General features: G+C 67.0%; 13 protein-coding genes. 9 read left to right on the top strand and 4 right to left on the bottom strand.

Annotated elements, in window-relative coordinates; all coding sequences use genetic code 11:
* Positions 1–50 precede the first annotated feature (50 nt).
* The 7 genes from G0D83_RS23190 to G0D83_RS23160 all read left to right on the top strand — a co-directional run bounded on the left by G0D83_RS23190 (position 51) and on the right by G0D83_RS23160 (position 4,997).
* The gene (locus G0D83_RS23190) at positions 51–251 is read left to right on the top strand and encodes a DUF4169 family protein (protein WP_164196977.1); all 201 of its coding nucleotides are present in this window, start codon (positions 51–53) and stop codon (positions 249–251) included.
* Positions 248–481 carry a ribbon-helix-helix domain-containing protein gene (locus tag G0D83_RS23185; RefSeq protein ID WP_108965703.1) on the top strand — a complete coding sequence of 78 codons (234 nt, stop codon included), beginning with the start codon at positions 248–250 and terminating at the stop codon, positions 479–481. The genes G0D83_RS23190 and G0D83_RS23185 overlap by 4 nt, the downstream gene beginning before the upstream one ends.
* Before the next feature lie 223 nt (positions 482–704).
* On the top strand, positions 705–2,012 hold the full coding sequence (gene purB / locus G0D83_RS23180) for an adenylosuccinate lyase (RefSeq protein ID WP_164196976.1): 1,308 nt from the start codon (positions 705–707) through the stop codon (positions 2,010–2,012).
* A 168-nt stretch (positions 2,013–2,180) separates the two neighbouring features.
* On the top strand, positions 2,181–2,336 hold the full coding sequence (locus G0D83_RS23175; RefSeq protein WP_164196975.1) for an adenylosuccinate lyase: 156 nt from the start codon (positions 2,181–2,183) through the stop codon (positions 2,334–2,336).
* A gap of 131 nt (positions 2,337–2,467) precedes the next feature.
* Positions 2,468–3,517, top strand: a complete 1,050-nt coding sequence (locus tag G0D83_RS23170; RefSeq protein ID WP_164196974.1) for a flagellar motor switch protein FliG — start codon at positions 2,468–2,470, stop codon at positions 3,515–3,517.
* A gap of 145 nt (positions 3,518–3,662) precedes the next feature.
* Positions 3,663–4,562: a lysophospholipid acyltransferase family protein gene (locus G0D83_RS23165; RefSeq protein WP_164197051.1), complete on the top strand. Its 900-nt coding sequence runs from the start codon at positions 3,663–3,665 to the stop codon at positions 4,560–4,562.
* A gap of 87 nt (positions 4,563–4,649) precedes the next feature.
* Positions 4,650–4,997: a hypothetical protein gene (locus tag G0D83_RS23160; RefSeq protein WP_108965712.1), complete on the top strand. Its 348-nt coding sequence runs from the start codon at positions 4,650–4,652 to the stop codon at positions 4,995–4,997.
* Positions 4,998–5,027: 30 nt separating this feature from the next.
* Here the strand turns inward: G0D83_RS23160 and G0D83_RS23155 are convergent, their stop codons facing one another.
* A complete protein-coding gene (locus G0D83_RS23155; RefSeq protein ID WP_164196973.1) occupies positions 5,028–5,735 on the bottom strand; it encodes a thioredoxin family protein in 708 nt (235 codons plus the stop codon).
* Positions 5,736–5,952: 217 nt separating this feature from the next.
* On the opposite strand from G0D83_RS23155, the gene acnA reads away from it, so the two are divergent.
* Positions 5,953–8,724 (top strand): aconitate hydratase AcnA, encoded by a 2,772-nt coding sequence (gene acnA / locus G0D83_RS23150; RefSeq protein ID WP_164196972.1) that lies wholly within the window; start codon positions 5,953–5,955, stop codon positions 8,722–8,724.
* Between the two features lie 312 nt (positions 8,725–9,036).
* The gene (locus tag G0D83_RS23145; RefSeq protein ID WP_164196971.1) at positions 9,037–9,177 is read left to right on the top strand and encodes a hypothetical protein; all 141 of its coding nucleotides are present in this window, start codon (positions 9,037–9,039) and stop codon (positions 9,175–9,177) included.
* A gap of 115 nt (positions 9,178–9,292) precedes the next feature.
* Here G0D83_RS23145 and G0D83_RS23140 read toward each other — a convergent pair whose 3' ends face one another.
* The 3 genes from G0D83_RS23140 to G0D83_RS23130 form a co-directional block, all read right to left on the bottom strand.
* Positions 9,293–9,727, bottom strand: a complete 435-nt coding sequence (locus tag G0D83_RS23140; RefSeq protein ID WP_164196970.1) for a PACE efflux transporter — start codon at positions 9,725–9,727, stop codon at positions 9,293–9,295.
* Between the two features lie 169 nt (positions 9,728–9,896).
* Positions 9,897–10,925 carry an LLM class flavin-dependent oxidoreductase gene (locus G0D83_RS23135; RefSeq protein ID WP_164196969.1) on the bottom strand — a complete coding sequence of 343 codons (1,029 nt, stop codon included), beginning with the start codon at positions 10,923–10,925 and terminating at the stop codon, positions 9,897–9,899.
* Between the two features lie 91 nt (positions 10,926–11,016).
* Complete coding sequence (locus tag G0D83_RS23130) at positions 11,017–12,345, bottom strand: ATP-binding protein (RefSeq protein ID WP_164196968.1); 1,329 nt, start codon at positions 12,343–12,345, stop codon at positions 11,017–11,019.
* Positions 12,346–12,347 lie beyond the last annotated feature (2 nt).

The following is a 12,347-nucleotide window of genomic DNA, read 5'->3' as shown; positions in this document are numbered from 1 at the left end:
TTCCGCCTTGGCCATTGCCGCTCTGCGGCGCCACGCTATTCTTCCCAGCCATGACCAACGTGATCAACCTCAACCGCTTCCGCAAGGACCGCGCCCGCGCCGAGAAACGCGCGCAGGCCGACGAGAATTCCGCGCGCCACGGACGCAGCAAGGCCGAGAAGCAGCACGAGGCCGCCGAGGCCGCGAAATCCGCGCGCGCGCTCGAGGGTCACCGGCTGGACGCTCCGGGCGACGAGAAGCCCGAGACATGACGGGCCGCCCGGTCAAGCACTCTCTCACCATCCGTGGTCACCGCACATCTGTGTCGCTGGAGACGCCGTTCTGGGACGAGTTCCGACGCCTTGCCGAGGCCGAGGGCAAGACCCTGAACGCGCTCGCCACCGAGATAGACGCCGGACGTGGTGTCGAGGCGGGCCTTGCCTCGGCGATCCGCGTGCATGTGCTCGAACACCTGCGCGCGCGCCTAGACCAGCTGAGTTGACCCCCGTCGCGGCCCGCACGCCCGCGCTTCTTCCAGACGAGAAATACCCTCGGGGAGTTTGCGCTGCCGAGGGGGCAGAGCCCGCCGGGGCGCCATCACCCGACAGTCCCGAAGGGCACCGGCGCCACGCCCCGACCCCGCGGCGCCGTCACCGGTCTTGCCGCCGCGCGACTTCCGCCCTATGACGCCCGCGTCTGCCCTGCACAAGACGGAAGGTTAGCCGATGATCCCCCGCTACGCCCGCCCCGAGATGACCGCCATCTGGGAACCTGCCACCAAGTTCCGCATCTGGTACGAGATCGAGGCGCATGCCTGCGACGCCATGGCCGAGCTGGGGGTGATCCCCAAGGAAAACGCCGAGGCCGTCTGGAAGGCCAAGGACGTGGAATTCGACGTCGCCCGCATCGACGAGATCGAGGCCGTCACCAAGCATGACGTCATCGCCTTCCTGACCCACCTCGCCGAGCATGTCGGCAGTGAAGAAGCGCGCTTCGTACACCAGGGCATGACCTCCTCGGACGTGCTCGACACCTGCCTCAACGTGCAGCTGGTGCGCGCCGCCGACATCCTGCTGACCGGCATGGACAAGGTGCTGGCCGCGCTCAAGAAGCGTGCCTTCGAGCACAAGATGACCGTCCGCGTCGGCCGCAGCCACGGCATCCATGCCGAACCGACCACCATGGGCCTGACCTTCGCGCGCTTCTACGCCGAGATGGACCGCAACAAGAACCGCCTCGAGAAAGCCCGGTACGAGATCGCCACCGGAGCGATCTCGGGCGCAGTCGGCACCTTCGCCAACATCGACCCGGCGGTTGAAGAGCACGTCTGCGAAAAGCTGGGCCTGCGCCCCGAGCCGATCTCGACCCAGGTGATCCCCCGCGACCGCCACGCCATGTTCTTCGCCACGCTCGGCGTCATCGCCAGCTCGATCGAGAACGTCGCCATCGAGATCCGCCACATGCAGCGCACCGAGGTGCTCGAAGGCGCAGAGTTCTTCTCGATGGGCCAAAAGGGCTCCTCGGCGATGCCGCACAAGAAGAACCCGGTGCTGACCGAGAACCTGACCGGCCTCGCCCGTCTCGTGCGGATGACCGTCATCCCGGCGATGGAGAATGTTGCCCTCTGGCACGAGCGCGACATCTCGCACAGCTCGGTCGAGCGCGGCATTGGCCCGGATGCGACCATCACCCTCGACTTCGCGCTGAACCGCCTCGCGGGCGTGGTCGACAAGATGATCATCTACCCGCAGAACATGCTCGACAACATGAACAAGTTCCCCGGCCTCGTGATGAGCCAGCGCGTGCTGCTGGCGCTGACACAGGCAGGCGTGAGCCGCGAGGATGCCTATTCCATGGTCCAGCGCAACGCGCTGAAGGTCTGGGAAGAGCGCGTCGATTTCCGCGAGCAACTGCTGGCGGACGAGGATGTGGTCAAGGCGCTCGGCGTCGAGCAGATCAACGAGAAATTCGACATGGGCTATCACACCAAGCACGTGGACACGATCTTCCGCCGGGTCTTCGGCGAGAGCTGATCCTGCCAAGGCGTGCGGGGCTTCTGCCCCGGACCGGGATATCTGGACCTGAACGCAAGGGCCGGCGCCACGCTCGCGGAAACGTGAGCAAAGGCGCCGGCCCGTTTCGTTTTGGCCGATGAGGCAAGCCGTGGTAGCCTTCTGCCCAGTCACCACGGAGGACGACGCATGACGATCAAGACCCTGCTGACTGCCGCGGCTCTCGTCGCCGCCCCGCTCGTTGCCTGGGCGGACTGCAGCTATCACAACGAGGCCAAGATGACCTGCGCAGCCGGATCGGAATACGATTCCGCCACCGGCACCTGCAAGGTCGTCTCGGGCTGACCGCAGAGCCCGCACATCCGATCCCACGTCGAAGGGCAGCCCGCCGAGGTTGCCCTTTTCCGTGTGGGAATGAGGGATCATTAACCTCGCTGCGCTAGCTCTGGCAGCAGCAAGAGCCCGGATGTCCCGCCATGTCGCAGCTGCCTTCCCCGTCCGATCTCGCGCCTGCCGGCGGGCGGCGTCCGCTGTCGCGACGCGCCAAGGCGGCGATCATCGTGCAGTTCCTGCTCAACGAGGGGGCGGATGTGCCGCTCTCCGCCCTGCCCGAGGATCTGCAGGCCGAGCTGACGCTGCAGCTCGGGCGCATGCGCTACATCGACCGCGCCACGCTCAACGCCGTGGTCGAGGAGTTCTCCGAGGAACTCGACGGCGTTGGCCTCTCCTTTCCCGGCGACATGGCGGGGGCGCTTTCCGCGCTCGAGGGCAAGATCAGCGCCCGCACCGCCGCACGGCTGCGCAAGGAAGCGGGCGTGCGCCAGAGCGGCGATCCCTGGGAGCGCATCGGTGCCCTGCCAGAGGAGCGCATCGCCGCCATCGCCGGCGCCGAGGCGATCGAGGTGGCCGCGGTCATGCTCTCGAAGATCAACACCGCCAAGGCCGCCGCCGTGCTTGCGCAGATGCCCGGCGACCGCGCCCGGCGCATCACCTATGCCGTATCGATGACCGCGGGCATCTCGCCCGAGGCGGTGGACCGCATTGGCCTGAGCCTCGCCGCCCAGCTCGACGCCGAGCCACCCCGGGCCTTCGCCAAGCGCGCCGACGAGCGGGTGGGCGCGATCCTCAACTACGCCGCCTCGGCCAAGCGTGACGAGGTGCTCGAGGGGCTGGAAGAGACCGACAGGGATTTCGCCGAAGCGGTGCGCCGCGCGATCTTTACTTTCGCCGACATCCCCTCGCGGCTGCGCAAGCAGGACGTGCCGAAGATCACTCGCGACGTGGCCCCCGAAGATCTCACCGTCGCCATCGCCGCCGCCAGCTCCGAGGCCGATCTGCCCGCCGCCGAATACCTGCTTGAAAACATGTCAAAACGCATGGCTTCCGCGCTCCGCGAGGACGCGGCTGGCATGAGCGTCAAGGGCAAGAAGGGAGAGGCCGCGATGAACGCCGTGGTCAGCGCCATCCGCGAGCTGGTCAGCGTCGGAGAGATCGAGCTGAAGTCGGACGAGGACGACGAGGACTAGTCCCGGAACTTGTGCCGCGCGCATCCTCGGCTTAAGTCTGCCGCTCAGACCAGCGGAGCGGGATGTGACCAAGGGCACGACACATAGGCCAGCAAAAGACGATGGCGCGACCCCGGCCAAGGCGACCGTGCAGGACCGCGGCGGCATGGGCGATTTCCTGTCCGACAAGGCGCTGCGGGCGATGATCCGGCTCGCGCTGCTGCTGCCCGCCACGCTCCGCGGCCGGATGATGGCAACATTGGTCTCGCGCGTGCTCGCCCCGCTGACCGGCTACCGGGACCGCGCCATGGCAAACCTCGCCCACGTCTGGCCCGAGATGCCCGAGGACGAGCGCCGCCGCATCGCCCGCGAGGTGGCGCAGAACGCCGGGCGCACGATGATCGAGAATTACGACGTTGCGGGGCTGCTCGAGCGCATGAAGCACACGCCGGTCACCGGCGAGGGCGTTGCAGCCATCGAGGCCGCGCAAGCCGAGGGCAAGCCGATCCTCTTCGTCACCGGCCACTACGGCAACTTCGAGGCGCCGCGCGCCGCGCTGGTCGCCCGCGGCTGGCGCATCGGCGGGCTCTACCGGCCCATGGCCAATCCTTTTTTCAACGAGCATTACGCCGCCAACATGCACGCGCTCAGCGATCCGGTCTTCGAGCAGGGCCGGCGCGGCACCATGGGGCTGCTCAAACACATCCGCGGCGGCGGCATGGGCGTGCTGCTCTTCGACGTCTACGACAGCGCGGGCGTGCCCATCGATTTCCTCGGCCAGCCCGCCCCCACGCTGACCTCTGCCGCCGAAATCGCGGTGAAGACCGGCGCGCTTTTCGTGCCGTTTTTCGGCATCCGCAAACCCGACGGGGTGAACTTCGAAGCGGTCTTCGAGGCACCGATCCCGCATGGAGATCCGGTCGAGATGATGCGCGAGGTCACCCGGAGGCTCGAGGCGCGGATCGAGGCGGACCCCGGTCAATGGTTCTGGATTCACCGCCGCTGGAAGCCGAAGCGCCAGCGCAAGCGAGCGGAAAAACGCGCGCGACAGCAGGACGGCAGGTGAAGCTCCCAGCGGCCTCTTGATCGCCGAACAAGGCAAGCCCTAAGCTTCGGCACTGCCATTGTTCAGAAAATTTCGAGGACCCCTTACATGCCATTCATCAGGTCAGCAGCCGTGCTTGCCGCGATCACGCTCGTCGCCGCCTGCGACGGTACCGCCACCCCCTCTGCCAGCGCGCCGATGCCCGCCGCTCCGGGCGGACCGCCCTTCATCGAAACCATGGCCCCCGAGGTGACCAACGCCGCGGTGTCGTCATGCCAGTCCGCGCTCGAGGCGCAGACCGAGGGCGGTGTCATGGTCGTGGGCAGCGAAACCTCCGAGGCGGCCACCGCGATCTACATGCGGGTCGGCACAAACGGCGCCCCCTGGCGCTGCCTCGTCGCGCCGGACGGCAGCGGACCGGACCTGATGTTCATGGGAAGTGAAGGCGCGGCCTGAGGTCGCGGACGGTGCCTTTGCTGGCGCGGCTCAGTCGCGCCAGCGCGCGGCGGCCAGCACCGGGCCGAAGGGCGGCTCCTGCACCAGCACCACCGCCGGATCGTCGCCCTCCAGCGGCACCGAGGTCTCGTAGGCGCCTTGCCCGTCCCAGCTGCCGATCACCTGCCAGCCATGCGCGATATTGGTGTAGGTCATCTCGAGCCCGGCGTTCTCGCCATCCTCGATGTCCACCGTCTTTTCCGGCGCGTAGCGCACCAGATGCACCACCGTCTCGGGCGGCAAGGGAGCCAGCGGCTCGGCGCGGATCACCAGCGTGTCACCGTCGCGCGCCAGCAGCAGCTTCACCGGAGGCGGGGTCTTGGCGGCGGCGCGGATCGCATCCACCACCTTCATCGGGCGCGAGCCGACGACGTCGTAGCGGCCCGCCACGATCATCTGCGGCGTGTAGAGCGAGCGGCGGCCGGCGGCGCGGGCATATCCCTTCTGGCGCTTGGTAAAGGCCGGATCGGCGAAATCGTCCTTCCAGCCGATGTAATCCCAGTAGTCCACATGCAGCGCGAGCGGGATGACATCGTCGCGCCCGCTCAGCTCCGAGAGCACGGCATCGGCGGGCGGACAGGCGGCGCAGCCCTGCGAAGTGAAGAGCTCGACGAGGACCGGCGTGTCCTGCTGCGCCTGCGCCACGCTGACGGAAAGCAGCATGGCTATGGGCGCCATCCAAGTCGTGAGTCGGATCATCTGGCCAGCTTTCCCCGTAGCTTTTCCCCAATTGGGGTACAAAACCCTCATTGAAATAACCAATCAAGGTTTTGCGAGAGCGGGTGATGGTGGTTTTTCGGCAGATGTATACCATCGAATACAATTTATATCCCTACGGACTTGATCCAACATGGTCTCTGCGCCATCTACCCGGTAGCGACCCAGTTTTTCTCCACCCAAGAAGAGGGAGCCACACATGCCCATCACGGTTGGTCAGGATACATCCAAGACGCGCAAGACGCTCGAGGTGAATGGCAAGACCATCGCCTATTACTCGATCCCCGCGGCAGAGGCTGCCGGGCTCGGCGACTTCGCAAATCTTCCCGCAGCGCTCAAGGTGGTGCTCGAAAACATGCTCCGCTTCGAAGACGGCAAGACCGTCTCGGTGGACGACATCAAGGCCTTTTCCGAATGGGGCAAGCAGGGCGGCAAGAACCCCCGCGAGATCGCCTACCGTCCGGCCCGCGTGCTGATGCAGGATTTCACCGGCGTTCCGGCGGTGGTCGATCTGGCCGCCATGCGCGATGGCATCAAGGCGCTGGGGGGCGATCCGCAGAAGATCAACCCGCTGAACCCGGTGGATCTGGTCATCGACCACTCGGTGATGATCGACGAGTTCGGCAATCCGCGCGCCTTCCAGATGAACGTCGACCGCGAGTATGAGCGCAACATCGAGCGCTACGAGTTTCTCAAGTGGGGGCAATCCGCCTTCAACAACTTCCGCGTGGTGCCGCCGGGCACGGGCATCTGCCACCAGGTGAACCTCGAGTACCTTGCGCAGACCGTCTGGACCGATGAAGACCAGACCGGCACCGAGGTCGCCTACCCCGACACGCTGGTCGGCACCGACAGCCACACCACCATGGTCAACGGCGCCGCCGTTCTGGGCTGGGGCGTTGGCGGCATCGAGGCCGAGGCCGCGATGCTGGGTCAGCCCATTTCCATGCTCATCCCCGAGGTCGTCGGCTTCAAGCTGACCGGCGAGATGATGGAAGGCACCACCGGCACCGACCTCGTGCTTAAGGTCGTCGAGATGCTGCGCGCCAAGGGCGTGGTCAGCAAGTTCGTGGAATTCTACGGCGACGGGCTCGACAACTTGCCGCTGGCGCAGCGCGCCACCATCGCCAACATGGCGCCCGAATACGGCGCCACCTGCGGCTTCTTCCCGATCGACGCCGAGACCCTGCGCTACCTCGAGCAGACCGGCCGCGACAAGGACCGCATCGCGCTGGTCGAAGCCTATGCCAAGGAGAACGGCTTCTGGCGCGGCGCGGACTACGATCCGATCTACACCGACACGCTCGAGCTCGACATGGGCACCATCGTGCCCGCCATCTCCGGGCCGAAACGCCCGCAGGATTACATTGCGCTCGACAGCGCGGCGACCGCCTTCGGCGAGTATGTGAAGGGCGTGCGCGACGGCAAGGATGCCTCGGCCAATGCCGAAGTGCGCTGGGAAGGCGAAGGCGGCGCTCCCGAGCCGCGCGACGTCCCCGGTGACGAGGGCCACCATAAGAAAGGCTGGTACAAGTCCGACGACAATGCCTACCAGCTGCACGACGGCTCGATCGTGATCGCCTCGATCACCTCCTGCACCAACACTTCGAACCCCTACGTGATGATCGGCGCCGGTCTCGTCGCGCGCAAGGCACGAGAACTGGGGCTCAATCGCAAGCCCTGGGTGAAAACCTCGCTGGCCCCGGGCTCGCAGGTCGTCTCGGAATACCTCGAGGCCGCGGGGCTGCAGGAAGATCTCGACGCCGTGGGCTTCAACCTTGTCGGCTACGGCTGCACGACCTGTATCGGCAACTCCGGTCCGCTCGATGCGCCGATCTCCAAGGCGATCAACGACTACGACCTGATCGCCACCTCGGTGCTCTCGGGCAACCGCAACTTCGAGGGCCGCATTTCGCCCGACGTGCGCGCCAACTACCTCGCCTCGCCGCCGCTGGTCGTGGCCTACGCGCTGGTGGGCGACATGAACGTCAACATCGCGACCGATGTGATCGGCCAGGACAAGGACGGCAACGACGTCTACCTCAAAGACATCTGGCCCTCGAATGCCGAGATCGCCGAACTGGTCGAGAAAACCGTGACCCGCAAGGCGTTCCAGGAGAAATACGCCGACGTCTTCAAGGGCGACGAAAGGTGGCAAGGCGTGGAGGTGAAGGGCGGCGAGACCTATGACTGGCCGCCGACCTCGACCTACGTGCAGAACCCGCCCTACTTCCAGGGCATGTCCAAGGATCCGGGCGTGATCACCAACATCGAGGGCGCGCGCATCCTTGCCGTGCTTGGCGACATGATCACCACCGACCACATCTCGCCCGCCGGTTCGTTCAAGGAAAGCACCCCGGCCGGCCAGTACCTTGTCGAGCACCAGGTGCCCGTGCGCGAGTTCAACTCCTATGGCTCGCGCCGCGGCAACCACGAGGTGATGATGCGCGGCACCTTCGCCAACATCCGCATCAAGAACGAGATGCTCGACGGCGTCGAAGGCGGCTACACCAAGGGCCCCGATGGCCAGCAGACCTCGATCTACGAGGCGGCCATGGCCTATCAGGATCAGGGCACGCCGCTGGTGATCTTCGGCGGCGAGCTCTACGGCGCCGGCTCCTCGCGGGACTGGGCAGCCAAGGGCACGGCCCTTCTGGGCGTCAAGGCAGTGATCGCCGAGAGCTTCGAGCGTATCCATCGCTCCAACCTCGTCGGCATGGGGGTCATCCCCTTCGAGTTCACCGGCGGCGACACCCGCAAGTCGCTGGGCCTGACCGGCGAGGAAACGGTGAGCATCGAGGGGCTCGACACGGTGACCCCGCTGGCCGAGGTGCCCTGCACCATCACCTTCAAGGACGGCTCGACCAAGACCATCCAGCTCAAGTGCCGCATCGATACGGCGATCGAGAAGGAATACGTCGAGCACGGCGGCGTGCTGCACTACGTGCTGCGCGACCTCGCCGCCTCCTGATATCGTCGCGGCGGCCCGCCCCCGGGCCACGCCGCTTGGACAACCTGTCGCAAATTGACCGCCCGGAGCTCCGCGCTCCGGGCGGTTTTTGGTGTTCTGGCGCAACGTCAGGCGCAAATACGTGACATCAAAGCCACACTCTGCCGGATTTTCGCGCAAATACTCAGGATTTGAGCAAAACTCTGCGCTCACGTCGCAATCGCGACACCGGCCTGTCCGCACCCTGCTGTATTCTGGCGGAAAGCTCTCCATCTGAGGGAGCAACAAAGGGACTGGGGCAACGACCCCGACTTTCCCGGACGAGGCAGAAAAATGAAACGAACAACCCTTATCCAGTTGGGGGCGCTGGTGGCCCTTGCCGTCTTTGGTGCCTACCAGGGCGCCCGCGCGCAAAACCCCGCACCCGCGCCCGCGCCGCTTTGTACCGAAGCAGAGGACAGCTGCGCGCTGTAGGTCGAAGTAGCGTCCTCCCCGCCGGGTCGAGGCGGGCCGCCCCGCCGCGTGATGCGCGGCGCTCTAGAGTAGTCTTGCGGAGAGGAAGGCTTGGAGCGGCACGACGGCGACCGCCTCAGCCGCGCGCCTCGGCCCGGGCCTGCGGGATCGGGAAGACGAGATCGTAGAGCCAGTTGAAGACGAAGGCATAGACCAGGTAAAAGCCAGCAAAGCCCATGTCCATGACCAGGGCATGGCCAAGGCTCACCCCCAGTTCCCAGGCGATATAGGGCGCCAGCGCCACCAGCAGGCCAAGCTCGAACAGCACCGCGTGCCCGACGCGCAGAAGAACGCTCTTCCGCGTGTGGCCATAACGGCGGCTCATCCACAGATCAAAGAGCAGGTTGTAGACGTAGTTCCACCCCGTCGCCACGGTGGCGCAGACCAGCGCGACGAGACCGATCTCGTGCATGTCGCGATCAAAGGCCCAGGCTCCAAGCGGGGTGACGAGGGCAAGGCCGAGCAGCTCGAAGCTGAGGGCGTGACGAATACGATCGGACCGGCTGCGCATGACACTCTCCATGGCGTCGGGCCGTCCCGTCTGCTGTCCCGGTATGGGGGAGGTCGTCCTCTCTCGGGCAAGTTACCTAGAGGCCCCGGCGCGGCAAATCAAGCGCGCCGAAGGCAGGGCGGTGTTGCACCGGCAGCAAATCACGCCACCGGTGCCGGGGTCGCAGCGGTCAGCCCGCCTTGCGCAACTCGGGGGCGACCTTCGTGCCCAGCACCTCGATCGCCTTCAGCATCTCGGCGTGTTCGATGACACCGATGGCCATCTGGATGGTCACCCGGTCGAACCCGAGGTCCTCGCGCAGCCCGAGGATCTTGTCGACCAGCTGCGCCGGGCTGCCGACGAACATCGACCCCTCTGCGCTCATGCTCTCGTCGTATTGCGCGCGGCTCTGCGGCGGCCATCCGCGCTCGCGGCCGAGTTGGTCCATCACCTGCTTCTGCGCCGGGAAGAACAGGTCGGCGGCCTTCTTGCTGTCCTCGCCAACGAAGCCATGCACGTTGAGCGAGACACGCGCCTGCTCGGCGTGACCGGTCTGCGCGGCGGCCTTGCGATAGAGGTCGGCCAGCGGCTTGAAGCGGCGCGGCTGACCGCCGATGATCGCCAGGGCCAGCGGCGCCCCCAGCGCGCCGGCGCGCACCATGCTCTGCGGTGTGCCCCCCGCCGCAATCCAGATCGGCAGCTTGTCCTGCGCGGAACGCGGGTAGACCCCGAGCCCCTCGACCTTGGGCGTATGCGCGGTGCCCGGCCAGGCCAGCCGTTCCTGCTCGTTGATGGCGAGCAGCATCTGCAGCTTTTCCTCGAACAGCTCGTTGTAGTCGTCGAGATCATAGCCAAAGAGCGGGAAGCTCTCGATGAAACTGCCCCGTCCGACCATGATCTCGGCCCGCCCGCCGGTCAGGTTGTCGAGCGTCGCATACTGCTGGTAGACGCGGATCGGATCGTCCGAACTGAGCACCGTGACCGCCGAGCTGAGCTTGATGGTCTTCGTGGTGCGCGCCGCGCCGGCCAGCACCGTGGCGGGCGACGAGATGGCGTAATTCGGGCGGTGATGCTCGCCGAGGCCGAAGACATCGAGCCCGACCTGGTCGGCGAGCTCGATCTCTTCCATCAGGTTCTGCAGCCGTTTTGCCGCGTCCACCGTCTCGCCGGTGACCGGATTCTTGCCCACGTCGCCGAATGTGTAAAGTCCGAGTTCCATTGCACTCTCCTTGTCTTGGAGCGCAATCTAGGGCGCCCGGCGGCGGCGCGACAGCCCCCTGCCGCGCACATGCCATGTGCGGCAAGGAAGATCAGGCGCTCGGCAGGTGCAGCTCGGCCCGCTGGCCCTGCCCGGCGCTCGGCGGCAGCTCGAGCCCTCCGCCGAGCCGCTCCATCGCCGCGCGGGCAATGGCGAGCCCCAGGCCGCTGCCGTCGCCGCCCTGGGTGCCGCGCACGAAGCGCTCGCAGGCGCGGGCGCGCAGGGTCTCGGGGATGCCCGGACCGTCGTCCTCGACCAAGAGCACCGCGCCGCGCCGCGATATCCGAACCTTGCCGCCCTCGGACGACGCCTGCAGGGCGTTCTCCACAAGGTTGCGCAGGGCGGTGTGCAGCAGGAAGCCGCTGGCAGGCAGCGTCTGCTCGCTGCCTTGGGGAATGTCACAGATCAGCGCAACGCCGCGCGTCTCGGCCAGGGGGGCAAGATCGGCGCAGATCTCGGCGCTGAGCTGCCCGAGATCCACTCGCTCCGCCGCCGCGCCCTCGCGCTCGACCGCCGAGAGTTCCAGCAGCTGCCGCACCAGCCGGTCGGTGCGGTCCACCGAGCGCTCGATGCTCCGCAGCGCGCGGCTGCGCGTGGCCTCGTCGGGGGCAATGCGGGCGATCTGCGCCTGCGTCCGCAGGCCCGCCAGAGGCGTCTTCAGCTCGTGCGCGGCAAAGGCGGTGAAGTCGCGCTCGGCCTCGCGCGCCTTGGCGAGCCGGGCGAAGAGATCGTCGAGCGCGCCGCGCATCGGGCGCATCTCGGCGGGCACCGGTCCGGCTGGCAACGGCGAAAGATCGGAAGGGCTGCGCAGACGCAGCGCCTCGGCCAGCCGGTGCATCGGCGCCAGCCCGCGCCCCAGGCTCACCCAGAGCGCCGCCGCCAGCAGCGGCAGGATCAGCGCCATGGGCAGCAGCAGTCCCTCGATCACCCCCGAGACCAGACGATCGCGCACCCCGAGGCTGTCGCCCACCATGACCCGAACCCCGAGCGCGGGGTTCTCGACGGTGTAGACGCGCCAGGTCTCGCCGCCGACGGTGCTCTGCGAATAGCCCGTGCCCTGCGCCCCGGTGAGCTGGACCTGCGGCGCGCCCTCGGACTGGCCGACCAGCGTGCCCTGCAGCGACCAGATCTGGCACGACAGCTGATGGGCGTAATCACCGTGCGGATCGAGCGGAATCGCCACCGGCGCGCCGTCTCCGGCCATGGCAATGCGCCGATCCTCGAGCAGCGACGAGACCATCCGCGCCGCCTCGGCCAGCCGCGCGTCGAGCACGCGGGTCACCTGCGCGCGGGTGGAATGCTCGATCCAGATCACCGCCGAGAACCAGATCGCGCCGGTCGCCAGGGCGAGGATCAGGAAAAGGCGAAGGCGCAGCGACATGC

It is taken from the genome of Salipiger sp. PrR003, assembly GCF_010500785.1.
GTDB classification, from domain to species: Bacteria; Pseudomonadota; Alphaproteobacteria; order Rhodobacterales; family Rhodobacteraceae; genus Salipiger; species Salipiger pacificus_A.
This window is presented reverse-complemented; position numbering and strand designations above follow the sequence as displayed.

Coding starts and splice junctions, on each gene's coding strand:
- G0D83_RS23190 (WP_164196977.1), top strand. CDS start 51: ATGACCAACGTGATCAACCTCAACCGCTTCCGCAAGGACCGCGCCCGC.
- G0D83_RS23185 (WP_108965703.1), top strand. CDS start 248: ATGACGGGCCGCCCGGTCAAGCACTCTCTCACCATCCGTGGTCACCGC.
- purB (WP_164196976.1), top strand. CDS start 705: ATGATCCCCCGCTACGCCCGCCCCGAGATGACCGCCATCTGGGAACCT.
- G0D83_RS23175 (WP_164196975.1), top strand. CDS start 2,181: ATGACGATCAAGACCCTGCTGACTGCCGCGGCTCTCGTCGCCGCCCCG.
- G0D83_RS23170 (WP_164196974.1), top strand. CDS start 2,468: ATGTCGCAGCTGCCTTCCCCGTCCGATCTCGCGCCTGCCGGCGGGCGG.
- G0D83_RS23165 (WP_164197051.1), top strand. CDS start 3,663: ATGGGCGATTTCCTGTCCGACAAGGCGCTGCGGGCGATGATCCGGCTC.
- G0D83_RS23160 (WP_108965712.1), top strand. CDS start 4,650: ATGCCATTCATCAGGTCAGCAGCCGTGCTTGCCGCGATCACGCTCGTC.
- G0D83_RS23155 (WP_164196973.1), bottom strand. CDS start 5,735: ATGATCCGACTCACGACTTGGATGGCGCCCATAGCCATGCTGCTTTCC.
- acnA (WP_164196972.1), top strand. CDS start 5,953: ATGCCCATCACGGTTGGTCAGGATACATCCAAGACGCGCAAGACGCTC.
- G0D83_RS23145 (WP_164196971.1), top strand. CDS start 9,037: ATGAAACGAACAACCCTTATCCAGTTGGGGGCGCTGGTGGCCCTTGCC.
- G0D83_RS23140 (WP_164196970.1), bottom strand. CDS start 9,727: ATGCGCAGCCGGTCCGATCGTATTCGTCACGCCCTCAGCTTCGAGCTG.
- G0D83_RS23135 (WP_164196969.1), bottom strand. CDS start 10,925: ATGGAACTCGGACTTTACACATTCGGCGACGTGGGCAAGAATCCGGTC.
- G0D83_RS23130 (WP_164196968.1), bottom strand. CDS start 12,345: ATGTCGCTGCGCCTTCGCCTTTTCCTGATCCTCGCCCTGGCGACCGGC.